Source organism: Brevundimonas sanguinis (assembly GCF_029636725.1).
Lineage (GTDB): Bacteria > Pseudomonadota > Alphaproteobacteria > Caulobacterales > Caulobacteraceae > Brevundimonas > Brevundimonas sanguinis.
The window spans coordinates 630,686-652,502 of sequence record NZ_CP116770.1 but is presented as its reverse complement, the minus strand read 5'-3'; the positions used below and the strand labels follow the sequence as shown (position 1 = coordinate 652,502).

At 68.8% G+C, this 21,817-nt stretch carries 27 protein-coding genes; 13 read left to right on the top strand and 14 right to left on the bottom strand.

Annotated elements, in window-relative coordinates; genetic code table 11:
- Positions 1 to 316 precede the first annotated feature (316 nt).
- From PIB44_RS03230 to trxB, 7 genes are all read left to right on the top strand, one after another.
- Positions 317 to 1,633 carry an amidohydrolase gene (locus PIB44_RS03230; protein WP_278070392.1) on the top strand — a complete coding sequence of 439 codons (1,317 nt, stop codon included), beginning with the start codon at positions 317 to 319 and terminating at the stop codon, positions 1,631 to 1,633.
- 70 nt (positions 1,634 to 1,703) lie between these two features.
- Complete coding sequence (locus tag PIB44_RS03225; RefSeq protein ID WP_278070391.1) at positions 1,704 to 1,901, top strand: cysteine protease; 198 nt, start codon at positions 1,704 to 1,706, stop codon at positions 1,899 to 1,901.
- Between the two features lie 42 nt (positions 1,902 to 1,943).
- Positions 1,944 to 2,144 (top strand): hypothetical protein, encoded by a 201-nt coding sequence (locus tag PIB44_RS03220; RefSeq protein ID WP_278070390.1) that lies wholly within the window; start codon positions 1,944 to 1,946, stop codon positions 2,142 to 2,144.
- Between the two features lie 189 nt (positions 2,145 to 2,333).
- Positions 2,334 to 2,807, top strand: coding sequence for a transcription elongation factor GreA (gene greA, locus PIB44_RS03215; protein WP_003170051.1), 474 nt, complete (start codon positions 2,334 to 2,336; stop codon positions 2,805 to 2,807).
- Between the two features lie 157 nt (positions 2,808 to 2,964).
- Entirely contained in the window at positions 2,965 to 3,942 is a 978-nt protein-coding gene (locus tag PIB44_RS03210; RefSeq protein WP_278070389.1) for a mitochondrial fission ELM1 family protein, read from the top strand.
- 159 nt (positions 3,943 to 4,101) lie between these two features.
- Entirely contained in the window at positions 4,102 to 4,443 is a 342-nt protein-coding gene (locus tag PIB44_RS03205) for a hypothetical protein (RefSeq protein WP_278070388.1), read from the top strand.
- Between the two features lie 76 nt (positions 4,444 to 4,519).
- Positions 4,520 to 5,527, top strand: a complete 1,008-nt coding sequence (gene trxB, locus PIB44_RS03200) for a thioredoxin-disulfide reductase (RefSeq protein ID WP_278070387.1) — start codon at positions 4,520 to 4,522, stop codon at positions 5,525 to 5,527.
- Between the two features lie 9 nt (positions 5,528 to 5,536).
- On the opposite strand, the gene PIB44_RS03195 is transcribed toward trxB, so the two are convergent.
- The 4 genes from PIB44_RS03195 to PIB44_RS03180 all read right to left on the bottom strand — a co-directional run bounded on the left by PIB44_RS03195 (position 5,537) and on the right by PIB44_RS03180 (position 8,284).
- Complete coding sequence (locus PIB44_RS03195; protein WP_227157434.1) at positions 5,537 to 6,784, bottom strand: cell wall hydrolase; 1,248 nt, start codon at positions 6,782 to 6,784, stop codon at positions 5,537 to 5,539.
- A 73-nt stretch (positions 6,785 to 6,857) separates the two neighbouring features.
- Positions 6,858 to 7,334 (bottom strand): Dps family protein, encoded by a 477-nt coding sequence (locus tag PIB44_RS03190; protein ID WP_025978588.1) that lies wholly within the window; start codon positions 7,332 to 7,334, stop codon positions 6,858 to 6,860.
- Positions 7,335 to 7,502: 168 nt separating this feature from the next.
- Positions 7,503 to 7,865: a DUF6481 family protein gene (locus PIB44_RS03185; protein WP_025978589.1), complete on the bottom strand. Its 363-nt coding sequence runs from the start codon at positions 7,863 to 7,865 to the stop codon at positions 7,503 to 7,505.
- Between the two features lie 221 nt (positions 7,866 to 8,086).
- Positions 8,087 to 8,284, bottom strand: coding sequence for a hypothetical protein (locus tag PIB44_RS03180; protein WP_134582320.1), 198 nt, complete (start codon positions 8,282 to 8,284; stop codon positions 8,087 to 8,089).
- Positions 8,285 to 8,711: 427 nt separating this feature from the next.
- Here PIB44_RS03180 and PIB44_RS03175 point away from each other — a divergent pair, with 427 nt between their 5' ends.
- Positions 8,712 to 9,794: a cell wall hydrolase gene (locus PIB44_RS03175; RefSeq protein ID WP_278070386.1), complete on the top strand. Its 1,083-nt coding sequence runs from the start codon at positions 8,712 to 8,714 to the stop codon at positions 9,792 to 9,794.
- Positions 9,795 to 9,800: 6 nt separating this feature from the next.
- On the opposite strand, the gene PIB44_RS03170 is transcribed toward PIB44_RS03175, so the two are convergent.
- The 10 genes from PIB44_RS03170 to PIB44_RS03125 form a co-directional block, all read right to left on the bottom strand.
- A complete protein-coding gene (locus PIB44_RS03170; RefSeq protein ID WP_253119915.1) occupies positions 9,801 to 10,010 on the bottom strand; it encodes a hypothetical protein in 210 nt (69 codons plus the stop codon).
- Positions 10,011 to 10,100: 90 nt separating this feature from the next.
- Positions 10,101 to 10,976, bottom strand: coding sequence for a carboxylating nicotinate-nucleotide diphosphorylase (gene nadC / locus PIB44_RS03165; protein WP_029972737.1), 876 nt, complete (start codon positions 10,974 to 10,976; stop codon positions 10,101 to 10,103).
- A complete protein-coding gene (locus tag PIB44_RS03160; protein ID WP_278070385.1) occupies positions 10,977 to 12,551 on the bottom strand; it encodes an L-aspartate oxidase in 1,575 nt (524 codons plus the stop codon). It lies immediately after the preceding gene.
- 3 nt (positions 12,552 to 12,554) lie between these two features.
- Positions 12,555 to 13,409, bottom strand: coding sequence for a metalloprotease (locus PIB44_RS03155; RefSeq protein ID WP_278070384.1), 855 nt, complete (start codon positions 13,407 to 13,409; stop codon positions 12,555 to 12,557).
- A gap of 160 nt (positions 13,410 to 13,569) precedes the next feature.
- Positions 13,570 to 14,649, bottom strand: coding sequence for a quinolinate synthase NadA (nadA, locus tag PIB44_RS03150; RefSeq protein ID WP_278070383.1), 1,080 nt, complete (start codon positions 14,647 to 14,649; stop codon positions 13,570 to 13,572).
- Between the two features lie 167 nt (positions 14,650 to 14,816).
- Positions 14,817 to 15,443, bottom strand: coding sequence for a CDP-diacylglycerol--glycerol-3-phosphate 3-phosphatidyltransferase (pgsA, locus tag PIB44_RS03145; protein ID WP_025978596.1), 627 nt, complete (start codon positions 15,441 to 15,443; stop codon positions 14,817 to 14,819).
- A 79-nt stretch (positions 15,444 to 15,522) separates the two neighbouring features.
- Positions 15,523 to 16,137, bottom strand: coding sequence for a carbonic anhydrase (locus tag PIB44_RS03140; RefSeq protein WP_134582314.1), 615 nt, complete (start codon positions 16,135 to 16,137; stop codon positions 15,523 to 15,525).
- A gap of 54 nt (positions 16,138 to 16,191) precedes the next feature.
- Positions 16,192 to 18,090 carry an excinuclease ABC subunit UvrC gene (gene uvrC / locus PIB44_RS03135; RefSeq protein ID WP_278070382.1) on the bottom strand — a complete coding sequence of 633 codons (1,899 nt, stop codon included), beginning with the start codon at positions 18,088 to 18,090 and terminating at the stop codon, positions 16,192 to 16,194.
- 16 nt (positions 18,091 to 18,106) lie between these two features.
- Positions 18,107 to 18,553, bottom strand: coding sequence for a DMT family transporter (locus tag PIB44_RS03130; RefSeq protein WP_134582312.1), 447 nt, complete (start codon positions 18,551 to 18,553; stop codon positions 18,107 to 18,109).
- An 8-nt stretch (positions 18,554 to 18,561) separates the two neighbouring features.
- The gene (locus PIB44_RS03125) at positions 18,562 to 19,035 is read right to left on the bottom strand and encodes an NUDIX domain-containing protein (protein ID WP_278070381.1); all 474 of its coding nucleotides are present in this window, start codon (positions 19,033 to 19,035) and stop codon (positions 18,562 to 18,564) included.
- A gap of 154 nt (positions 19,036 to 19,189) precedes the next feature.
- Between PIB44_RS03125 and PIB44_RS03120 the strand changes: the two genes are divergently transcribed.
- From PIB44_RS03120 to PIB44_RS03100, 5 genes are all read left to right on the top strand, one after another.
- Entirely contained in the window at positions 19,190 to 19,978 is a 789-nt protein-coding gene (locus tag PIB44_RS03120) for an SDR family oxidoreductase (RefSeq protein ID WP_278070380.1), read from the top strand.
- A 90-nt stretch (positions 19,979 to 20,068) separates the two neighbouring features.
- Positions 20,069 to 20,605, top strand: coding sequence for a 6-pyruvoyl trahydropterin synthase family protein (locus PIB44_RS03115; RefSeq protein WP_134582309.1), 537 nt, complete (start codon positions 20,069 to 20,071; stop codon positions 20,603 to 20,605).
- On the top strand, positions 20,602 to 20,991 hold the full coding sequence (gene folB / locus PIB44_RS03110) for a dihydroneopterin aldolase (RefSeq protein WP_134582308.1): 390 nt from the start codon (positions 20,602 to 20,604) through the stop codon (positions 20,989 to 20,991). The genes PIB44_RS03115 and folB overlap by 4 nt, the downstream gene beginning before the upstream one ends.
- A gap of 57 nt (positions 20,992 to 21,048) precedes the next feature.
- Positions 21,049 to 21,423 (top strand): serine/threonine protein kinase, encoded by a 375-nt coding sequence (locus tag PIB44_RS03105; RefSeq protein ID WP_253119937.1) that lies wholly within the window; start codon positions 21,049 to 21,051, stop codon positions 21,421 to 21,423.
- Positions 21,424 to 21,436: 13 nt separating this feature from the next.
- Positions 21,437 to 21,811: a hypothetical protein gene (locus tag PIB44_RS03100; protein ID WP_278070379.1), complete on the top strand. Its 375-nt coding sequence runs from the start codon at positions 21,437 to 21,439 to the stop codon at positions 21,809 to 21,811.
- The last annotated feature ends 6 nt before the right edge of the window (positions 21,812 to 21,817 follow it).

Below are 21,817 nucleotides of genomic sequence, written 5' to 3'. Positions count from 1 at the left end.
CCCCCGCCGAGCGATCAGCGGGGGCTTTTTCCTTTCCTCCCCATTTCATGGGGAGGGGGACCGCGAAGCGGTGGAGGGGCGGCTTCACGCGCTTCCCCCCACCGCCTTCCGCCTTCCGCCTTCCGCCTTCCGCCGTCATCCTCGGGCTTGACCCGAGGATCCAGTGCAGCGCCGCGCTCTTCCTTGCCGACTTCATGCAGGCGGACGGCTGGATCCTCGGGTCAAGCCCGAGGATGACGGCGGGGAACGCCCTTCCCCGGTTGCCCGATCCCCACCAGCGGCTAAGGTCGTGCGTGACATTGGAGGGGACGCCATCATGAAGAAGACCACGCTCACCGCCGTTCTGGCCGCCGTTCTGGCCGCAGGCGCCGCGCCCGCCGTGGCGCAGGACGCCGCCCTGAAGGCTGCCGTCAAGGCCGACTACGACGCCAACCTCGGCGCCCTGTTCGACCACTTCCACCGCAACCCCGAGCTGTCGGGTCTCGAAGTCCAGACTGCGGCCCGCATGGCGCAGGAGTTGCGCGCTCTCGGCTATGAGGTCGCCACCGGCGTCGGCGGCACGGGCGTGGTCGCCGTCCTGCGCAACGGCCCCGGCCCCACGGTCATGATCCGCGCCGACATGGACGGCCTGCCGGTCGAGGAGAAGTCGGGCCTCGCCAACGCCTCCACCGCCCGTCAGGTCGACACCGACGGGGTGGAGAAGCCCGTCATGCACGCCTGCGGCCACGACGTGCACATCACCGCCCTGGTCGGCACGGCGCGCCAGATGCAGGCGCGCAAGGCCAACTGGTCCGGCACTTTGGTCCTGGTCGCCCAGCCGGCCGAGGAACGCATCTTCGGCGCCCGCGCCATGGTGCAGGACGGCCTCTACTCCCGCTTCCCCAAGCCGGACTACGCCCTGGCCTTCCACGTCTCGTCCGACACGCCGACGGGCCGGATCGGCGTGCCGCTGGGCATCACCTCGTCCAGTTCGGACAGCGTGGACATCGCCGTGCACGGCGTCGCCACCCACGGCGCCTCCCCGCACCTGGGGGTCGATCCGATCTTGGTCGCCTCGCATATCGTGGTCGCGCTGCAATCCCTGCGCAGCCGCGAGACCAGCCCGCTGGAGGGCGCCGTGGTCACGGTCGGCGCCATCAAGGGCGGCATCAAGCACAACATCATCTCCGACCGCGTCGACATGCAGCTGACCGTACGCTCGGACAGCCCCGAAGTTCGCGCCAAGCTGCTGGACGGCATCGACCGCATCTCGGCGAACACCGCCCGCGCCCTGGGCGTGCCCGAAGACAAGCTGCCGACCGTCGTACGATCGCCGCTGGAAAACACGCCGCCCACCATCAATGACGCCGAGACGGCCGCCCGCGTCCGCGAGGCCCTGACGGCCGGTCTGGGCGACGGCGTCCTGATCGACAATCCGCGCACCGGCATGGGCGCCGAAGACTTCGCCGAGTTCGTCACCCCGGAACTGGGGGTGAAGGGCGTCTACTTCCGCGTCGGCGGCACCCCGGCCGATCAGGTTAAGGGCGCGCCGGGCCACCACTCAGGCCTGTTCCGCATCACGCCCGAGCCCGCCGTCACCCTGGGCGTGGAAGGTTCGGTCCTGGCCGCCGAGGCCCTGATGCCGAAACGGTAAAGGCTGATGAACCGGGCGGCGTCCTGGTCGTTGAGGCAGGAACATTCCCTTTCCGTCCGGAGACGCGCCCATGTTCCTGCCTAGCCTGCCGACCCTGGTGAGCAGTCTGCTTTTGTCGCGTCGCGGCCGCGCGATGATGGGCCGCCACATGGGCAAGATCGCTCTGGCGGGGATAGCCTGGCAGTTGTGGAAGCGCCGTCACGGCCCCGTTGAAGACGCGCCTGCGGTCAAGGCGGCCCCGGCGTCGCGACGCAGGCCCCGGCGCTGAACTCAGTCGCAACCCGGCGATCCGTGAGGCGTTAACACCCCCATGCGCCTGTCTGTAATCCAAGTGATCGCGGCCCTGTTTTCGGCCGTCTGTTTCATCATCGCCTTTGTCGCGACGGGCGTCGCCGTCGTCTCCGGCGCCTTCATGCTGCTCGCGCTGGCCGCGCTGGGCTTTATCGCCTGGACGGCCCTACGCCGCGCCTTTGGTAAGGATCGTCTGCCACGGCCGCCGTCTAGCGAATAGAAGGGGCGGCGAAGCGCGGCTTGCGCTGGTCCGCCGCGACGAACAACGTCCAGCGACCTGCCTGGCCCATCTTGAGTTTGGGCGCGGGGTGCCCTACCTTCTTTGGCCGGTCACGCGACGCCCCCGTGGCCGCGGTGCACCAAACCGTCTCTCATCTGTCTTCGGGCGTAGCAAGAAACTCACGACACAATGGAAAAAGTGCCGATGACGGCCGAGGGTTATCGCGCCCTCGACGACCAACTCAAGCAATTGAAGTCGGTGGAGCGACCCAGCGTGATCGCCGCCATCGCGGAAGCCCGCGAGCATGGCGATCTGTCTGAAAACGCCGAATATCACGCCGCCAAGGAGCGTCAGGGCTGGATCGAGGGCTCGATCGCCGAGATCGAGGACAAGCTGTCCCGCGCCCAGGTCATCGACGTGTCCAAACTGTCGGGCGACCAGGTCAAGTTCGGCGCCACCGTCACCTTCGTGGACGAAGACACCGAGGAAGAAGGCGTCTACCAGATCGTCGGCGAACACGAGGCCGACGTGAAGCTGGGCAAGATCTCCATCGCCTCGCCGATCGCCCGCGCCCTGATCTCCAAGGAGGTCGGCGACGTGGTCGAGGTCAACACGCCCGGCGGCGTGAAGGCCTATGAGATCCTCAAGGTCGAGTGGAAGTAACACAAAGCCTCTCCCTCCCCGTCCCGGGGAGGGTGGCTGAGCCGCAGGCGAGGCCGGGTGGGGGCGGCTTGGCTATTCAAGCGCCACGTTCGTATCACCCGGCCCTCCCCACCCGGTCGCTGCGCGACCACCCTCCCCGGGACGGGGAGGGAGAGGGGTGAGCGCCCCTCTTGCCATCTGGGTCGTCTCCGACGGGCGAACCGGCATCCAGAACCAGGCCCTGGGCCTGGCCGAGGCCGTCGCCCGCATGACCCCCGCGCAGATCGAGACCAAGCAGGTCCGCTGGCGCCCCGCCTTCGACCGGTGGCCGTCGGCGCTGAAGTCCCCCGCCATGCTGGCGCCGGGGTCTTTCGATCCCCGCACCGTGACCCAGTGGCCGGACCTGTGGATCGCCACGGGCCGCGCCAGCCTGCCCCTGTCGGCGCGTGTGCGCGACTGGAGCAGCGGCGAGACCTTCGTCGTCCAGACCCAGGACCCGCGGTGGCGTAACGACCGCTATGACCTGATCGTCGCCCCCGCCCATGACGGCCTCAGCGGCCCCAACGTCCTGTCGATCACCGGCAGCCCCCACCGCATCACGCGCGAAAGACTGGCCGAGGCGGCGCCCGCCTTCGCCGCGCGCATCGCCCCCCTGCCCCATCCGCGCGTGACGGTGATGATCGGCGGAACCTCCGCCGCCTTCGACCTGCCGCCTGCTCACGCCGCCGATCTGGCCGAGCGCATCGCCGAAGCCGTCGCCGCTGCGAAGGGCTCCCTGTTGCTGACCTATTCGCGCCGCACGCCGGAAGCCGCCAAGGCGGCGATGACCGAGCGCCTGTCGGCCCTGCCCGGCTGGATCTGGGACGGCGAGGGCGACAACCCCCTGTTCGCCATGCTCGAAGCCGCCGACCACATCCTCGTCACCGAGGACAGCGCCAACATGGCCGCCGAGGCCGCCTCGACCGGCAAGCCCGTCCATATCCTGCCGATGGTCGCGAAGAAGGCGCCCGGCAAGTTCGCCCGCCTGCACGCCGACCTTCAGGCGCGCGGCGCCGCCCGCCCCTTTGACGGGGCGCTGACGCCGTGGACCTATGCGCCGTTGGACGAGACGGAACGCGCCGCCCGCGCCATCCTGACGGCCCTGCAGACCCGCTGAGTCTGGGGACCCGCCCGGCTAGGGTGGCGAAACGCCCTCGCCATCCCCATATGTAGGCATCAAGGCAAAACCCGGCCCCCCATCCGACGGCGGAACCGCTGGGCGGCCGACCGCGCCTTGAACTCTGTGGCTCTTTTTCCACCGAAAGGACGCTTCGAATTGATCGTAGAAAACTTCATCCGGATGTACGCCCACGACTTCAGCCAGATGGCTGGCCGCGCCGAGTTGGGACAGGATATCGATGATGCTCTGGCCCGGCGTCTGCGAGACGCCGACAACCACGCCCAAGTCATGGACCAACATAAGGGCAAGGGACACCTCGCCGCACTGGTGGCCCGAATCCGCGAAGAGGCCGCCGTTTTCAACGGCCGCGTCATGCGCAACGGCACCGACCCCGCCGAAGCGGCCGCGCGCCGTGAGGCGTTCCTGTCCGACGTCGCCGACACCTTGGAGAACCTGCGCGCCGCCCGCAGTTCTGAAGGCCAGCTGGCGCACGCCTGACGCGCTCTCGGCGCCGCAGGGGGTGAAATGTCGAACCGGGATCGCGCTTCAGGGAATCAGCGCCTAAATAGGCGCCATGACCCAAGCTCGTAACGTCCGCGTCGCCATCATCGGTTCCGGCCCCGCCGGCTGGACCGCAGCCATCTACGCCGCCCGCGCCTCGCTGAACCCGGTGATGATCGCCGGGCTTCAGCCTGGCGGCCAGCTCACCATCACCACGGACGTCGAGAACTACCCCGGGTTCGCCGAGACCATCCAGGGCCCCTGGCTGATGCAGCAGATGCAGGCCCAGGCTGAACATGTCGGCACGGAAGTCCTGCATGACATCGTGACCCAAGCCGACCTGTCCCAGCGCCCCTTCCGCCTGACGCTCGATTCAGGCGCGGAAATCCTCGCCGAGACGGTCATCATCTCCACCGGCGCCCAGGCCAAGTGGCTGGGGCTGGAGAGCGAGCAAAAATATCAGGGCTTCGGCGTGTCCGCCTGCGCCACCTGCGACGGCTTCTTCTATCGCGGCAAGCAGGTGGTGGTCGTCGGCGGCGGCAATACCGCGGTCGAGGAAGCCCTGTTCCTGACCAACTTCGCCGAGATCGTGACCGTGGTTCACCGCCGCGACGAGTTCCGCGCCGAAAAGATCCTGCAGGAGCGCCTGTTCGCCCACCCCAAGATCAAGGTGATCTGGGACTCGGCCGTTGAGGAGATTGTCGGGGTCGTGGACGGCGTCGCCCGCAACGTCACCGGCGTGCGCCTGAAGAACGTCAAGACCGGCGAAATTAGCGAAATCCCCGCCGACGGCGTCTTCATCGCCATCGGCCACGCGCCCTCGTCAGAGCTGTTCCAGGGTCAGTTGGAGACCAAGGCCGGCGGGTATCTTGTCGTCAAGCCGGGCACGGCGGCAACGGCCATCGAAGGCGTCTGGGCCGCCGGCGACGTCACAGACGACGTCTATCGCCAGGCCGTGACGGCGGCGGGCATGGGCTGCATGGCTGCGCTGGAGGCCGCCCGCTTCCTGGCCGAGGAAGACCACAAGGCCGCCCAAAATCCCATCAGCCACAAGGAAGCCGAGAAGATCGGCGCCTGGTGAACCACGCTCTCACCCCTGCGGCTTGCCGACCTCTTCGACGGCCATGGGGGTGACGCCGGCGGGCGGCGGGGCGGTTACGGTCACGCTGGGGACGGCGCCGCTTTCAAAGGCCTTCAGCCGCTCGTTGATGGCGGCGATCTCGTCCTTACTGGCCTGCCGACGGCCGCCGAGGCTGGCGATCCCCACCACGCGGGTCTGGCCGTCGATCTCGACCGTGCGCAGTTCGCCGGACTTGGCGCCGGCCAGAGCCTCCTCGACGCTGTCCGCCGCCGTGGCCAGCAAAACGCGCGACTGGGCGAAGCGCGCCTCGTCGATCGACGGCTCCCGGCCCGCATAGGCGTTGACGAAAGCGGCCGTCTCTCCGGCCGCGCCCTTCCAGCGATAGAAGATGTGCGCCCCGACCTGAGTGATCTTGGCCAGGGTCGGCGACCACCAGGGGTGGACGTAATCGGCGTGGTAGTGCGTGGCCGTGCCCACGCGCTCGGCCACATGGCCGTTCAGAGCGCGAGCCGCGACCCGCTCGGCCCGGTCCCAGGCCCAGCGCACCGGCCCGCGCGCCAGGGAGCCGTCGCAGGTGAAGCTGAACTGGCAACCCGTGGTCCGCTCGGCGCCCTGATAGACGACGCCGCAGACGCTGGAGGGATAGTTGGGATCGCGCACCCGGTTCAGCACGACCTGGGCCACGCCCTCCTGCCCCTCGGTCGGCTCCAAGGCCGCCTCATAATAGACCGCCTGGGTCAGGCAGCGCAGGGCGCGCCGGCGCGACGCCTCATCGGCGGGGCGGAAGACAAAGGGCCGCGCGGGCTGGAGCGCGCCCAGGGCGTTGGGCATGGCGGCGTTCAACTGCTGGGCGGCGACGCCGGCCACGCCCTGATCCAGGCTGGGCTTGCCGCCCAAGGTCAGGCTCTCCCAGCCGGGCGTCAGGCCATACAGTTCGGGCAGGCCCAGCGCCGGGTCGTGCCGTCGCGCCACGGCCAGCTGCCCCGCGTCCATGCGCGCCATCACGGCCGCCAGACCGTTCGGGCCCAGGTCGCCGCCGGTGGCGTGGGCCAGGGCCTCGGCCGTGCGGTCGATGTCGGGGCGGGGCGTCGAGCTGGCCGACATGGCCACGCCCATCGCCGCCAGGGTCACGGCCATGGCGGCGGGCGCCGCAGCCAGGGCGCGGCGTCCAGTCGTCTTCAGCGGCGTGAGGCGGCCGAGGATCATGCGCTGTCCGTATAGCGACGCCTGACGGCGCCGGAAACCAGCGATCTGCATGACCGCTCAATCCGGCGCTTTTCAGACGCGAAGATTACCGTTCCTTGAGGCGGCCCGGCGATCCGTCAGCCTGCTATCGGTCGCCGAGGCTGGAGCGCAGCATCCAGGCGGCCTTTTCGTGCGCGGCCAGCCGCACCGTCATCAGGTCGACCGAGGCTTCGTCCCCGACCTCATCGGCGGCGTCGAGCGCGGCGCGGGCGGTGGCGATGACCACGCCGTGGTCCTTGACCAACTCCTTGAGCATGGCTGCGGAATCCTTCTCAGGATCGCCGTCCTTGATCGAGGTCAGATTGGCGAAGGCCGCGGCGCTCTGCGGCGCCAGCTCGCCCAGGGCGCGGATGCGCTCGGCGATCTCGTCCAGCGCGGCCCAGATCTCGCGGTACTGTTCTTCCAGCAGGTTGTGCAGGCTGAAGAACTCCGGCCCGCGCACGTTCCAGTGATAGCCGTGCGTCTTCAGATAGAGGGCGTAGCTGTCGGCCAGAACCTTGGACAGTTCGCGCGCGACGTCGGCGCGTTCCTTGGGCTTCAGACCGGTGTCGATGGCGTTCATGACGGCTCCTGTTCGCATGGCTGGGGAAGATCAGCCTTGCAGTTAGGTCGTCTGGCCCGCGTTCCAAGGGGCCGGCGGCGTCACATCGCAGGAATCTTCGCGCCTGTCATGTCAGAGCGGCGTCAGCGTCGCCCCTTCCCGGTCAGGAAGGGGCACGAACCGTCATAATCAGCGATTGCGCGCCTTGCGGGCGGCGTAACGGGCGTCGCGAGCAGCCTTCTGCTCTTCCTTGGTCAGTTGCTTGCGCTCCTTGCGAGCGGCGCGCTTGGCGGCGTCCACCTCTTCCTGGGCGGCCATGTCGGCGGCCAGGCGGGCGGCGTCCTTCTCGGCCTTCTCACGGCGCTGTTCGGCCTTGGCGAGTTCGTGTTGCTGGCGAAGGGCCTCCTTCTCGGCGGCGCGCTTGGCGGCCAGCTTTTCGAACTCGGGGTCCTGAACCATCGGCTTTGGCTTGAACCGGGCCAGCAGGGCTTGTTTGGCGTCTTTCTGGGCGGACAGGCGGTCGTTGAAGCCGGTGTTCTTGAGGTCGCGCATGCTGAGAGGCGGGTGTCCTTGATAGCGAATGGAAACGGCGAATGGGGCCGATCGGAGAAGCGACGGCCGCAAGACGGGGCGATGAGCGCGTTTCAACACGCTCGGCCCGGCGGGAGGGCAAAGCCGAATTTCGCGCCGAAATCAAGCTCTACAGCCCGATTTCATGGGATTTAATGCGACTGACGCCTCTCGACCACGGTTCGCGACGAAGAGGCGCGTCGTTAGTGCGGTTTTTGAGCGTGGCCCACCGCAGCGCCTGCAGCGCCGCCGACAGCCGCGCCGACCGGACCGCCGACCACGGCCCCTGCCACGGCGCCGGTCGCCGCCTTCTGTTCCACGGTATGGCCGCAGGCCGACAGGGCCAGGGCGCCGGCGCCGATTAGCGTCAGAACGGCCAGACGAGATACGATGTGGGTCATGGGGTCAACTCCTTGAAATAGCTCAGCTTGGAACGCGAAAATTACCGCCCGGTTCCCATCTAAGGCACGACTCTGTCATCCAAGATGTCACACCCCCTCAAATAGCTTATTCGACAATCCGATGCGGCCCACCAAATCTTCAGTCAACATCTCAATACGGTATTCGCAAGAAGGTCTGGCGCGCAATTTCGTCATGATTTAAAACAGTGAAAATAATGACTTTTAGACAATTTCTGGATGCTGCAGAAATTGTGATTCTAGCGAATCAGTCACATTGAGGCCATAAACCAATGGATAAAGGCCCGCCTTCGAGGGCCGGCGTTCAGTCGGCGTTCACCCGACCCGCTTGAAGCGCGACGCGTCCTTGTCGCCAGGGTTCGGGAACTACGGGGGCGGCATCCTCGCCCTGTTGTACAGGACTACGCCTTTGTCTTTCTCCTCGCAGACGCGCGCGCTGATGCACGCCGCCCGCTCATTCCGCCTGCGCCCCACGACGGCCGCGGCGGTGTTCGGCGGCGTGGTCGGCCTCGCAGTCGGAGGGGCCTATCTGGGCGGCCTGGCCGCCCAGGCCTCGACCGTGCGCCAACAGGCCGAGCGCCTGCAGGGCGCCTATACTCAGGAAGCCTTGGCCGAAGCGGCCGGCGGACTGGACGCCAGCGCCCTTGCCATCGCCCACCGCCACGACCCCTACTCCGTCGCCGGCTCGGCCCAACGCGACCGCCAGGCCGAGCTGCTGACCGCCCGCCTGGAACAGCTTGAAGGCCAGGACGGCCTGCGCCGCGCCAACCTGCAAACCGCCGGCGCGACCAAGATGTCCGCCGCCCGCCCCTTCCGCCTCGACGGCGCGCTGGACCAATCGCGCGACCTGGAATGCCTGACCCAGGCCGTCTATTATGAAGCGCGCGGCGAAGGCCGCGACGGCATGAAGGCGGTGGCCCAGGTGGTGCTGAACCGCGCCCGCCACCCCGCCTTCCCCAAGACGGTCTGCGCCGTCGTCTATCAGGGCGCAAACCGCGGCACGGGTTGCCAGTTCAGCTTCACCTGCAACGGCGCCATGCGCGGCGCCGTCAACCGCAGCGCCTGGAACCGCGCCCGCGAAGTGGCGACCAAGGCCCTGTCCGGCCAGGTGTTCAGCGCCGTGGGCAACGCCACCCACTTCCACACCACCGCCGTCTCGCCGTCATGGCGCAACAATCTGATCCGCGTGAATCAGGTCGGCGATCACCTGTTCTATCGCTTCGGCGGTCGTTCGGGCGCCAGCCAGGCCTTCGCCTACAACCCGCGTCCGTCGGGTCCGGCCGAGGCCGCACCCCGCCTGGTGCAGGCCAGCCTCGATCCGGTCGAAGCCGCCCGCAACGCTTCGGGCGCCGTGGCCTACACCGCCGTCGTGGCGCGCGAGGTCTTGGCTTCAGGCAAGGCCGAGACTCCGCCGCCGACGCCGTCCAGCTCGGGGAGCGCTGCGCCGTCGCCCAAGCCGGGCGCTCCGGTCTCGGTCAGCGCCGAGGCTTGATCCCTCCTACGGATGGCTCATGCGGCGGGTGGTCAGGTTCTGATGCAGATTGCCGAAGCGCCCCTGCTGGCCCAGATTGACGTCGGCGTCGCCGGGTTGGTCGGACTGCACGCCTTCCGCCCTGTGGCGTCGTCCAGCTGCGGCTTCATCCATCGGCCGATGGCCGCGGTCGGCAAAGCTGCGCTGCTCCGGGGGCGGATGTGGAACCTTGGTCATGGCGTCGCTCCTTCGAGGTCGCGCCCTCCCGCCGCATGAGAACGGCCCCCCGCGGGGCCCGTTCCCCGAAAAACCCCGGTCCGTGTCCGCTCAATCGGCGTCCAGGCCGATATCCAGCTGCATCACCGAATGGGTCAACGCGCCCACGGAGATGACGTCCACGCCGGTCGCAGCGATGCCCGCGACCGTGGTCAGGTTCACCCCGCCTGACGCCTCCAGCACCACCGGCCCGAAGGCGCTGTCCCGCACCCGCCGCACCGCCTCGGCCATGTCGTCCAAGCTGAAATTGTCCAGCATGATCACGTCGGGCCGCTCGGGCAGCACCTCGTCCAGCTGATCCAGGCCGTCGACCTCGACCTCGACCTTCATCAGGTGCGGGGCGAAGGCTTTGGCGCGGCGCACCGCCTCGCCCGCCCCGCCGCAGACGGCGACGTGGTTGTCCTTGATCAGGATGGCGTCATCCAGGCCGAAGCGATGGTTCAGCCCGCCGCCGCAGGCCACCGCATGCTTCTCCAGCGCGCGCAGGCCCGGCGTGGTCTTGCGGGTGTCGGCGATGCGCGCGTGCGTCCCTGCGACCGCCTGCACATAGGTCCGCGTCAGGGCAGCGATGCCGCACATCCGGCCCAGCAGGTTCAGCGCCGTCCGCTCGGCCGCCAGCAGGGCGCGGGCGTTCGCCTCGACCGCGACCAGCACGGCCCCCGCCTCGAACGCCTCGCCGTCGGCGACCTTGACCGTCACCGTCGCCTGAGGGTCGAGCGCATGGACGGCGATCCGCACCACCGCCCCGCCCGCCATCACCCCGGCCTGGCGCGCCGCGAAGACGGCGCCGAAGCGGGCGTCCTCGGGGATGCAGGCCTGGGCCGTCACATCGCCCGTGCGTCCCAGGTCCTCGGCCAGCGCCATGCGCACCACAGGCTCGATCAGCAGGTCCGGCAAGGTTCGAGTCACGGAAACGTCCTTCGTCATTCAGATCACGGCGGCCAAGGCGGCGAGCGTCGCCGCCTCGGCCTCTTCGTCGCGCGCCGACGCCGCGCGCATCCGCGTGTGCTCGGCCCTCGATAGGCTGTCGGGGAAGTCGCGGCGATAGTGGCCGCCCCGGCTCTCGCGTCGGTTCAGCGCCCCTTGGGCCACCAGCCGCGCCGCCGTCAGGCACGCCGCCGTCGGATGCGCCTTCGCCAGGTCGTCGATCAGGGCCAGCAGCGCCGTCAGCCCCGCCTCGTCCCGCACCACGCCCGCATGGCGCGTCATGGCGGCGCGCAAGGTCGCCAGAGCCTCGGGCAGCAGATCCGTCATCGCCTGCACCGCCGCCAGCGGCCGCCGCTCGGGCTGAACCTCCGCCGCCGCCGCCCGGCCCGCGCGCCGTCCGAAGGCGCCCGCTTCCAGCAGGGAGTTGGACGCCAGCCGGTTGGCCCCATGCACCCCCGTCGCCGCGCACTCGCCGATGGCGAACAGGCCGGGGACGGTCGTTCGCCCCTCGTCGTCGGCGACGATGCCGCCCATGTGATAGTGAGCCGCCGCCGCCACCGGGATCGGGCAGACGCGCGGGTCCAGCCCGGCCCGCATGCAGGCGGCGAAGACGGCCGGAAACTCATGCGGAAAGGCCTCGCCCACGGCCCGGGTCGCGTCCAGGAAGGCGCCGCGCCCCTCGATGCGCTCCGCGTGCACTGCCCGCGCCACGATGTCCCGGGGCGCCAGATCGGCGTCGGGATGATCGCCCAGCAGGAAGGCTCCGCCTCCGTCGACCAGCCGCGCCCCCTCGCCGCGCAGGGCCTCGGTCGCCAGCGGAGCCGGATCAAGGCCCACATCGATGGCCGTGGGGTGAAACTGCACGAACTCGGGGTCGAGAATCTCCGCCCCCGCCAGATAGGCCAGCGCCAGCCCCTCGCCGCGCAGGGCGGACGGGTTGGTGGTCGCCTCGAACAGGCCGCCTATCCCGCCGGTCGCCAGGACCACGGCGGGCGCGAACACCTCGTCCAGCCTTCCATGTCCCTGGCCGCCGCGCCGCTCGATCACCGCGCCGCGCACCCGGCCGTCGACGTCGCGGATCAAGCCGCGCAGCCGCCCGTCCTCCCAGATCTCGATGCCCTTCACCGCCCGCGCGGCGGCGACCACGGCCGACAGGATGGCGCGCCCGGCGCCGTCGCCGCCGACCCGCGCCACGCGCGGCAGGCTGTGCGCCGCCTCCAGGCTGACGGAAAAGCCGCCGTCGGCGTCGCGGTCGAACGGCGCGCCGAGCGCCGCCAGCCACTCGACCGTCTCGCGCCCCCGCGTCGTCAGGGCGCGCGCCGCCTCAGCCTCGACCAGACCGGCGCCCGCCCCCTCGGTGTCCTTGGCGTGCAAGGCCGCGCTGTCGTGCGGCGACAGGGCCGCCGCCATCCCGCCCTGCGCCCAGGCCGACGAACAGGCGTTCAGCAAGGGCTCCGGCGTCACCACCAGCACCTTGCCGTTCGGACCGAGCGCCTCGGCCGCCTCCAGCGCCGCCGACAGGCCCGCCAGCCCGCCGCCGATGATCAGGGGCCCGTCATGACGGATGCGCGCCATGGCCTAGCGGCCTCCCACCCCGAAGAAACGCAGCCCCATCTCGAAGGCCGGCTCGACCGCCCCGCCCGTCAGGGGCAGCAGGGCGCCGATCGCCGCCGCCGCGCAGACCACCGCCGTCAGCAGATACAGCCCCAGGCTTCGCCCCGCCTCGGGCCAACTCAGCTGTCCCCAAGCCGCCCGCCACACGCCGCGCTTCAGATGGCCGATCACCGCCAGCCCCAGGAAGACGGCCAGGATCAGCCGCCCCGTCGACAGCCCCCACCACACGGCCAGTCCGCCGACGGCCAGCAGGGCGACCTGCTCCAGCCGCGGATGCACCCGGGTCAGCACCGGCCCCAGCGCCTTGGACCCGTCCAGCGGCGGCGCGGGCAGCAGGTTCAACAGGTTGATCATGGCGATGAAGAAGGCGCCCATCAGCCACTCCGGCGACTTCATCGTCACGCCCACGGCCACAAAGGGGATCATCGCCAGCAGGCCGAACGCCGGCCCCGCCAGCGACACCAGCACCCCGTGCCATTCGCTCTTCGGCGCGCGCTGACCCTTCGCCAATCCGCCCAGGAACGGAATGATGTAGATGCGCGCCGGACCCATGCCGACGCGGTTCATCGCCAGCACATGGCCGTATTCGTGCACGAACAGGCCGAACAGGACCGCCCCCGCCACGACCCAGCTGCCGGTCAGGAACCATAGGAAACCCGCCATCAACAGGGTGGAGACCACCGCCCAGACCGGGTGCTGCCCCTTGTCCTCGCGCGGCGTGTCGTGACGCGCGCTGTAGCGCGGAGTCTCGCGCTCCGGCGTTCGCACAGGCGGGGGCGTCGACCCGTCGCGCGCGCCCCAGGGCCCCTCAACGCTCATCCTTCTCCCCTCGGGGGAGAAGGTGGACGGCGAAGCCGGACGGACGAGGGGGACGCTCGCCACCCCTTCGACGTCCAGCATTTATCAGGCAGCCCCCTCTTCCGAGGCGCTGCGCGCCCCACCTTCTCCCCCGAGGGGAGAAGGATTGCGGATAGGGCCATCAGATCAGCTCCACATCGACATGATGCCGCGCCTTGACCAGGTCATAGCGCGCGGGCTTGGACGGCGGCGGCAGATCGATCATCCGCTGCACGGCCAGGGCCGCGCGCTCGGCCATCTCGGGCGCCACGGTCACCTCGAACTTCATGTCGCGCAGGCAGTCGCGGATGTTCTCCAGGGTGATGCGCTTCATGTGCGGGCACAGGTTGCACGGGCCGATGAAGTCGACGCCTGGCACGTCGCCCTTGACGTTCGCGGCCATGGAGCACTCGGTGATCATAACCACCTGCTTCGGCTTGCGCGCCGCGACATAGTCGATCATCGCCGCCGTCGACCCGGCGAAGTCCGACGCCGCCAGCACCTCTTCCGGGCATTCCGGGTGGGCCAGGATCTCGGCCCCCGGATAGGCGGCGCGCATCTCCTTGATGTCGTCGGCGGTGAAGCGCTCGTGCACCTCGCAGCGACCCGCCCAGGCGATGATGCCCACGGTCGTCTGGGCCGCGACGTTGCGCGCCAGATATTCGTCGGGGATCAGGATGACCTTGTCGACGCCCCACTCCTTGGCCGCCCATTCCACCACCTGAACGGCGTTGGCGCTGGTGCAGCAGATGTCGGTCTCGGCCTTCACATCGGCCGTGGTGTTCACATAGGTGACGACCGGCAGGCCCGGGTGCCGCTCCTTGATCAGCCGCACGTCCGCCCCCGTGATCGAGGAAGCCAGCGAACAGCCCGCGCGCAGGTCGGGGATCAGCACCGTCTTGTCCGGCGACAGGATCTTGGACGTCTCGGCCATGAAGTGGACGCCCGCCTGAACGATCACCTTGGCGTCCGAGCGCGCCGCCTCCTTGGCCAGGCCCAGGCTGTCGCCGACATAGTCGCCGACCCCGTGGAAGATCTCCGGCGTCATGTAATTGTGGGCCAGGATGACCGCGTCGCGCTCGCGCTTCAGCCGGTTGATCTCGCTGATCAACCGGGCCTGTTGCGGCCATTCCAGCGGGGTGACGAAGTCCTTGACCTTGTCCCACACCGGAGCGGTCTCTTCCGCCAGTTCCCTCGACAGACCGAAAGCGCCGTCCGCCATCATCCCTACTCCTGCAACGGCCGTCTGCACGGCCCCGACTTATGCTCAAACTTAGCATAAGCAGGAACAATGTAGGCCGTTCCGCACACAGCGCAAGGGAAAAGGACGCCGCCGCCTGATGGGCGGGGCGAAAGCTTGGCTTGCCTTAGGTGGAGAGACTGGGCGGCTTAGAGGTCGCGCATCTGCTTTTGCGCCGCGCTGAAATACTGCCAGCCGGTCCACAGGGTGACGATAGCGGCCAGCCAGATCAAGGCGTCCGAGAACAGCTGGAAGGCTGGCAGATAGTCGAACGGCAAGCCCCAACCGTCCCAGTTGCGGGCGAACAGCTGGCAGCCCAGAGCCACCATCTGCAGCGTCGTCTTCCACTTGGCGGCCAGGGTGACCGGCAGCTTGATGCGCCCGGCCATGGTTTCGCGCAGGGCCGAGACGGCGAACTCGCGGAACAGGATCAGGCCGCAGGGGATGATGATCTGCTGCACCGAACCGCTGGTCAGCACGCCCAGCACGGCGCCGGTGACCAGGATCTTGTCGGCGATGGGGTCCAGGATGGCTCCCCAGCGCGTCTCGGCGTTCCAGCGGCGAGCCAGGTAGCCGTCGATCCAGTCTGTCGAGGCGGCGATGACGAAGATCCAGAACCCCGTCCGGTACATGGCGAACTGGTCGTCAGGGCTCAGCCAGGCCGAGACGAAGGGGAAGCCGCTGGTCGCCCCCGCCAGCAGCAGGAACATGAGGATCCCCGCCCCCAGCCGCAGGCCGGTCAGGATGTTGGGGATGGCTTTGTAGGCAGGGGCCATGACGTCTTCCGTTGCAACACGCCCGGTGTGCCATGGTTCGCGGCCAGAGGCGAGGGCGGGGTAAGCCGCGGGGCTGGCGTCAGTCCAGCCGCTCGAACCGTCCCGGCCCCGTCAGCTTGGACAGAATGCCCAGCGCGATGCCGAAGTGCAGGCCGCTGAGCTTCAGTTCGCCCGCCGCCTCCTTCTCCGCGATCCAGGGGAAGGTGCGCAGGTTGTCCAGCGACAGGCGCACCACGGCTTCCTCGGCCGCGCATTCGACCTGTTCGTCGGGCAGGGCCTGGACCGCGCGCCGCACGCTGGGGGCGGCCTGTTCGACCCAGGGGGCGACGAAGTCCTGACAGTTGGCGGGCGCGCCGTTCAGCATGGCGTTCACCCCGCCACATGAGGCGTGACCCATGACGACGATGTGCCGGACCTTCAGAACATTGACGCCGAACTCCAGCGCCGCCGAGACGCCGTGCAGCTTGCCGTCCGGCTCATAGGGCGGGACCAGGTTGGCGACGTTGCGCACCACGAACAGCTCGCCCGGCGCCGTGTCGAAGATCAGGGCCGGGTCGGCGCGGCTGTCGGAACAGGCCACGACCAGGGTGTGCGGCTTCTGGCCGTTGGCGGCCAGGGCCTCGTATTCAGCGTGTTCAGACGGCCACCGGTTCGCGCGGAAGCGATGGTAGCCCTTGGTCAGCTCGGAGATCATGAGATCGTTCCTAAACCCGCGACGCGCGGTCGCTCAACCCGAAATCTTCGTCTCTCATGACTTGTGAAAGAAGCCGTGGATGCGTTCGGCCAGAGCGTGGCTGACCCCGTCCACCTTGGCCAGGTCGGCGACAGAGGCGCGGCTGACCCCCTTGGCCGAGCCGAAGGCGTGCAGCAAAGCCTTCTTGCGTCCCGGTCCGACGCCCTCGATCTCGTCCAGCGGATTCTTCGTGATGTCCATCGAGCGGCGCTTGGCGTGGGCGCCGTTGGCGAAGCGGTGCGCCTCGTCGCGCAGGCGTTGCAGGTAGTAGAGGGCCGGGCTTTTCAGCGGCAGCATGAAGGGCGCCTTGCCGGGCATGAAGAACTTCTCCAGGCCTGCGTCGCGGTCCGGTCCCTTGGCTACGCCGACCACGGCGATGTCGTCGACGCCCAGATCGGCCATGACGGCCAGCACCTCGGCCAGTTGGCCCGCCCCGCCGTCGATCAGCAGCAGGTCGGGGCGCTCGACCGCCTCGCCGGCTTCCTCGTCCTTCACCAGCCGTCCGAAGCGGCGGCGCATGACCTCGCGCATCATGCCGTAGTCGTCGCCGGGCGTCAGGTCTTCGCCCCGGATGTTGAACTTGCGGTACTGATTCTTGCGGAAGCCGTCCGGCCCCGCGACGATCATGCCGCCGACGGCGTTGGTCCCCTGGATGTGAGCGTTGTCGTAGACCTCGATCCGCTCGGGCCGGGCGTCCAGACCGAAGGCCTCGCACACCTCGTCCAGAATCTTCGACTGGGCCGAGTTCTCGGCCAGTTTGCGGCCCAGCGCCTCACGAGCGTTGGTCAGGGCGTGGTCGACCAGGCTGGCCTTGCCGCCGCGCAAGGGGCGGGCGATCTCGACCCGCCGCTCGGCCTTCATGCTGAAGGCCTCCTCGAGCAACTCCAGCTCGTGCGGGCGGACGTTGGACAGGATCAGGCGCGGAATCGGCTTGTCCTCATAAAACTGGCCCAGGAAGGCGGCGAGGATTTCCGGGTCGCTGTCGCTCTTGTCCACCCGCGGGAAATAGGCGCGCCCGCCCCAGTTCTGGCCCGCGCGATAGAAGAAGACCTGGACGCAGGCCTGGCCGCCCTCGGCGTGCAGGGCGAAGACATCGGCCTCGGCCACGCCGTCGGCGTTGATGCTGCTTTCCATCGCAATGGCCGACAGGGCGCGGATCCGGTCGCGCACGCGGGCGGCGGTCTCGAAGTCCAGATCGTCCGACGCCGCCTGCATCTCCTGCGACAGACGGCCGATGACGGCGCGCGACTTGCCGCGCAGGAACTGTTCGGCCTCAGTGACCAGATCGCCGTAATCCTCAAGCGAGATCAGGCCGGTGCAGGGCGCCGAGCAGCGCTTGATCTGGTGCAGCATGCAGGGGCGGGTGCGGGTCTCATAGACGCTGTCCGAACAGGATCGCAGCAGGAAGGCCTTCTGCAGGGTGTTCAACGTATGGTTCACCGCCCAGGTCGAGGCGAAGGGGCCGAAATAGTCGCCGGGTATCGTATGGGCGCCGCGATGCTTGCGCACCTGGGGCGCGCGGTGGTCGCGCCGGATCATCAGCTCGGCGAAGGACTTGTCGTCCCTCAGCACGACGTTGAAGCGCGGCTTCAGCTTCTTGATGAAGTTGGATTCGAGCAGCAGGGCCTCGGTCTCGGACGCCGTGACCACCAGTTCCATCGAGCGGGTCAGCGACACCATCAGGCCGATGCGCTGGGTGTGGAATCGCCCTTGCGCATATTGAACAACCCGCTTCTTCAACGACTTGGCCTTGCCCACGTAGAGGCAGGCGCCGTCCTCGCCGTACATGCGATAGACGCCGGGCTTGTCGGGCGCGCGCCGGGCCTCGTCCGCGATCAGCTCGGCGGCCTGAAGCGGAAGGGCGTTCGCCTGCGAGTTGGGCGTTTCCGGAGTATCGGGCGTCGGATCGGTCATCAGCCGGGATATAGGCTCAGCCGCGCCGGACCAGAAGCACCCCGCCGATCACCAGCGCCACCCCGGCGATGCGGGTCAGGCTGAGCGGCTGCTGGGGCACGCCCATAACGCCGAAGTGGTCGAGGATCAGGCTCAGCGCCAGCTGGCCCGCCACCATCAGGGTGATGGTCAGCGCCACGCCGATCTTGGGCACGCCCCAGGCGGCGGCCACCACGAAGACGCAGCCGTACAGACCGCCCATCCAGCCCCAGGCGGGCAGAGCCTTCATCGCCTGTACGTCCGGCCGCGTCTGCAACGCCATCGCCAGCAGCCCCAGCGCCACCGTACCGACGAAGAAGGAGACGAAGGCCGCATTGACTGGCGATCCGACCGCGCTGGCCAGCCGCGCATTGGTCGGCCCCTGCAGGGCGGTGGCGGCGCCGCCTAGCACCATGGCCAGCAGGGCGAGGACGGGAAGCTGCATCGGCTGTCTCACCAGTTCGGGTCGGGCGCGGCGCCGCCGAAGATCTCGGCCAGGCGGGCGCGAGTGGCGCGGGTGGCGTCGTCGGGCAGGGCGTGGGGATGGAACCAGCCGATCTCGGCGATCTCGCCGTGGCTGGTCCGCTCGGTCAGGTCGAAGGCGTCGATGCGGAAGACCAGCACATGGTCCCCCGGAAAGAAGCGTTCATTGGCGTGGACCGACAGCAGGCGCGGCTCGCCCCGGACGATCAGCCCGGCCTCTTCGCGCAGTTCGCGGATGACGGCGGTCTGCGTCGTCTCGCCCTTGTCCACCCCGCCGCCCGGCAGCCACCAGCCCTCCAGATAGGTGTGCTTGACCAGCAGCACCCGGCCCTCTGGGTCGACCGCCGCGCCGCGCACGCCCAGCGTCATGCCCCGGCTCATACGCGACCAGGCGAAGAACAAAGGCCGGGTGAAGGGTTCGATGCGCGTGCGCCAGTTCGCCATGCGCGCACGATAGGCTGCGGTCGGGCGGCTTGAACAGGGGCGCGCTTGCCCCTATTCGGGGACAAAATCAGGAGCTGCACCATGCTGGCCATCGCCACCATCTTCGTTTTCATCGCCGTCATCGCCGCCGTCAACTATTACGAGTTCGGCCGGGTTGACTGAGTCCGGGCGCGCCGACGCCCCTTCGCCGCCCTTGTCGAGAGGCGCAGCGCTTGTCACCGCCGCCTCGGGCCGGATCGGGGCGGTGCTGGCCAAGGCGGCCGCTCAGGCAGGCTATGACGTCGTCGTCCACTATCGTTCCGACGCCGACGGCGCGCGTGACGTCGTTCAGGCCATCGAGGCCATTGGACAGCGCGCGGTCGCCGTTCACGCCGAGCTGACGGACCCCGGCGCGCGCGCCGCCCTGATGGATCAGGCCTTCGCCTTCGGACCGTTGCGGGTGCTGGTCAACAACGCCTCCCTGTTCGTCTATGATCAGCTGAAGACCTTTCAGGAGGCGGATCTGCGCCTTCATCACGAGGTCAACGTCCTGGCGCCGCTGGCCCTGACCCGCGACTTCGCCGCCCGCCTGCCCGAGACGGACGAAGGCGTGGTGGTCAATATGCTGGACTATAAGGTCACGGCGCCGAACCCCGACTTCTTCTCCTATACCGTCAGCCGCGTCGGCATCGCCCACATGACCGGCGCCCTGGCGCTGGCCCTGGCGCCGCGCATCCGCGTCTGCGGCATTGCGCCGGGCCTGACCTTGCCCTCCGCCGGGTGGCCCGAGGCCGACTATCAGGCCGGGGCCGAGGCCACGCCGCTGAAACGGCCCGTCCAGGTCGAGGATCTGGCCGCCGCCCTGACCTTCATCCTGACCGCGCGCAGCCTGACCGGACAGAATCTGGTGGTCGACGCCGGGGCGTCCCTGACCCGCCGCGACCGCGACCTGGAGTTCGCCTGAGCCGTCAGCGGCGGCGTCGTTCGCCGCCACATGACCTTTATTTGCCGATAGGTTGGTGCTTTAGCTGCCGCCGTTCATCCTGAGACCTTCATGCCCGCTGTCCGTTTCACTCGCCGCTTCTCGATGGCGCACCGGCTGATCGCCGATGCGGGGTCGAAGTGCGCCGTGCCGCATGGGCACAACGAGTTCGTGACCGTGACGCTGGAGCCGACGGCCGAGATCGACTTCGGCGGCGCCAACTATGCGGCCTCCTTCGAACGGCTGAAGGCGCGCTGGCACGGCTTCGTCGACCGCAGCCTGGACCACGCCTTCCAGCTGAACCGCGCCGACCCCTTGCTCGGCTGGTTCCAGCAGCATGAGCCGCATCGGCTCAACCAGGTGCTGACGGTCGACGGCGACCCCACGACCGAGGCCTTGGTCATCGCCCTGTGGCGCAAGCTGGAAGCCATCTTGCAAGCCGAGGGCCTGCCGTTCCGCCTGGCCGAGCTGGCCATCGAGGAAACGCCGACCAACACCGTCCTGACGCGCGGCCTGACTGAGGCCGAGCGGGCGTGGGCGCTGGGCGCCTGGTGCGACCGGGCCGATTTCAGCATCAATGATCTTCTGCCGCCGGAGACCTGGTCTTGAGCGCCGTCGTCACCCCTCTGCCCTCCGCGGAGCCGCGCCGCCTGGGCCTGAAGGTCATGGTGCGGGCGCTGAAGGTCGAAGCCTCCATCGGCTTCTATGACCACGAGCATGGGCGGCTCCAGCCTCTGGTCGTGGACGTCGAGCTGGACCTGGGCGACGCGCCGGTCGAGCGGTTGGCCGACACCCTGGACTACGACGGCGTCGCCCGCATCGTGCGCGAACTGGCGGCGGGACCGCACATCGCCCTGATCGAAACCTTCGCCGAACGCACGGCGGTCGCCTGCCTGGCCGATCCCCGCGTGCTGGGCGTCATCGTGCGGGTCGAAAAGCCAGGCGCCATTCCCGACGCCGCGGCCGCCGCCTGCGAAGTCGCCTATTCGCGCTGAGGCTGGTTGCGCGGGGCCCTCCGTCCCGCCATCATCTCGCTCTGACAAGAGGTTCCGATGGTCCAGTCCGGCGATTACACCAGCAACAGCGGCGGCGAGGTTTCGGCTGACCTGTCCGGGCTCTATGTCGGCTATGCGCTGATCCTGCTGGCGGCGCCGACCTTCGGCGTGGCGGCGGCGGTCGGGCTGCTGCGGGTCTGGCGCCGTTCCGCGCCGGTCGATCCGATTCTGCGCAGCCATTTCATCTTTCAGCAGCGCACCCTTCTCGCCGCCGTCTGCGCCATCATCGCCGGCGCGGTGTTGATCCTGGTCAACGTCGGCGTCTTCGTCCTGTTCATCATGGCCGTGTGGACCATCGTGCGCGGCGCTCTGGGGCTGAAGGACCTGCTGAACGGACGCCCTATCGCTGAGCCCCGCCGCCTCTTCTACTGAAAGGACCGCCTTCATGAGCGAGCAGAACCCGGCCGCCCCCATTGCGGGCCGCGACGGCGCCATCGTGGCGTGGCTCCTCTACATCCTGTCGATCCCCAGCGCGAACGTGCTGGTGCTGGTCGGTCTGGTGGTGGCCTACATCACGCGCGGCTCGGCCACGGGTCTGGCGGCCCAGCATGTCGAGGCGCAGATCAAGCTGTTCTGGTCGGTGTTCTGGATCAGCGCCATCCTGTGGGTGCTGGTGGCCGTCAGCGCCGTGGCTTCGGCCTTCCTGATCGGCATTCCGTTCCTTCTGCTGTTCGGACTTCTTTTGCTGCTGGTGTCGATCTGGTTCACGGTGAAAAGCGTTCTGGGTCTGCTGGCCCTGTTGAACGATCGGCCGGCCTGATCTGAG

Excerpts from the sequence above, each read along its gene's own strand:
- PIB44_RS03230 (WP_278070392.1), top strand. The coding sequence starts at position 317 with ATGAAGAAGACCACGCTCACCGCCGTTCTGGCCGCCGTTCTGGCCGCA.
- PIB44_RS03225 (WP_278070391.1), top strand. The coding sequence starts at position 1,704 with ATGTTCCTGCCTAGCCTGCCGACCCTGGTGAGCAGTCTGCTTTTGTCG.
- PIB44_RS03220 (WP_278070390.1), top strand. The coding sequence starts at position 1,944 with ATGCGCCTGTCTGTAATCCAAGTGATCGCGGCCCTGTTTTCGGCCGTC.
- greA (WP_003170051.1), top strand. The coding sequence starts at position 2,334 with ATGGAAAAAGTGCCGATGACGGCCGAGGGTTATCGCGCCCTCGACGAC.
- trxB (WP_278070387.1), top strand. The coding sequence starts at position 4,520 with ATGACCCAAGCTCGTAACGTCCGCGTCGCCATCATCGGTTCCGGCCCC.
- PIB44_RS03195 (WP_227157434.1), bottom strand. The coding sequence starts at position 6,784 with ATGCAGATCGCTGGTTTCCGGCGCCGTCAGGCGTCGCTATACGGACAG.
- PIB44_RS03190 (WP_025978588.1), bottom strand. The coding sequence starts at position 7,334 with ATGAACGCCATCGACACCGGTCTGAAGCCCAAGGAACGCGCCGACGTC.
- PIB44_RS03185 (WP_025978589.1), bottom strand. The coding sequence starts at position 7,865 with ATGCGCGACCTCAAGAACACCGGCTTCAACGACCGCCTGTCCGCCCAG.
- PIB44_RS03180 (WP_134582320.1), bottom strand. The coding sequence starts at position 8,284 with ATGACCCACATCGTATCTCGTCTGGCCGTTCTGACGCTAATCGGCGCC.
- PIB44_RS03170 (WP_253119915.1), bottom strand. The coding sequence starts at position 10,010 with ATGACCAAGGTTCCACATCCGCCCCCGGAGCAGCGCAGCTTTGCCGAC.
- nadC (WP_029972737.1), bottom strand. The coding sequence starts at position 10,976 with ATGACGAAGGACGTTTCCGTGACTCGAACCTTGCCGGACCTGCTGATC.
- PIB44_RS03160 (WP_278070385.1), bottom strand. The coding sequence starts at position 12,551 with ATGGCGCGCATCCGTCATGACGGGCCCCTGATCATCGGCGGCGGGCTG.
- PIB44_RS03155 (WP_278070384.1), bottom strand. The coding sequence starts at position 13,409 with ATGAGCGTTGAGGGGCCCTGGGGCGCGCGCGACGGGTCGACGCCCCCG.
- nadA (WP_278070383.1), bottom strand. The coding sequence starts at position 14,649 with ATGGCGGACGGCGCTTTCGGTCTGTCGAGGGAACTGGCGGAAGAGACC.
- pgsA (WP_025978596.1), bottom strand. The coding sequence starts at position 15,443 with ATGGCCCCTGCCTACAAAGCCATCCCCAACATCCTGACCGGCCTGCGG.
- PIB44_RS03140 (WP_134582314.1), bottom strand. The coding sequence starts at position 16,137 with ATGATCTCCGAGCTGACCAAGGGCTACCATCGCTTCCGCGCGAACCGG.
- uvrC (WP_278070382.1), bottom strand. The coding sequence starts at position 18,090 with ATGACCGATCCGACGCCCGATACTCCGGAAACGCCCAACTCGCAGGCG.
- PIB44_RS03130 (WP_134582312.1), bottom strand. The coding sequence starts at position 18,553 with ATGCAGCTTCCCGTCCTCGCCCTGCTGGCCATGGTGCTAGGCGGCGCC.
- PIB44_RS03125 (WP_278070381.1), bottom strand. The coding sequence starts at position 19,035 with ATGGCGAACTGGCGCACGCGCATCGAACCCTTCACCCGGCCTTTGTTC.
- PIB44_RS03115 (WP_134582309.1), top strand. The coding sequence starts at position 20,069 with ATGCCCGCTGTCCGTTTCACTCGCCGCTTCTCGATGGCGCACCGGCTG.
- PIB44_RS03105 (WP_253119937.1), top strand. The coding sequence starts at position 21,049 with ATGGTCCAGTCCGGCGATTACACCAGCAACAGCGGCGGCGAGGTTTCG.
- PIB44_RS03100 (WP_278070379.1), top strand. The coding sequence starts at position 21,437 with ATGAGCGAGCAGAACCCGGCCGCCCCCATTGCGGGCCGCGACGGCGCC.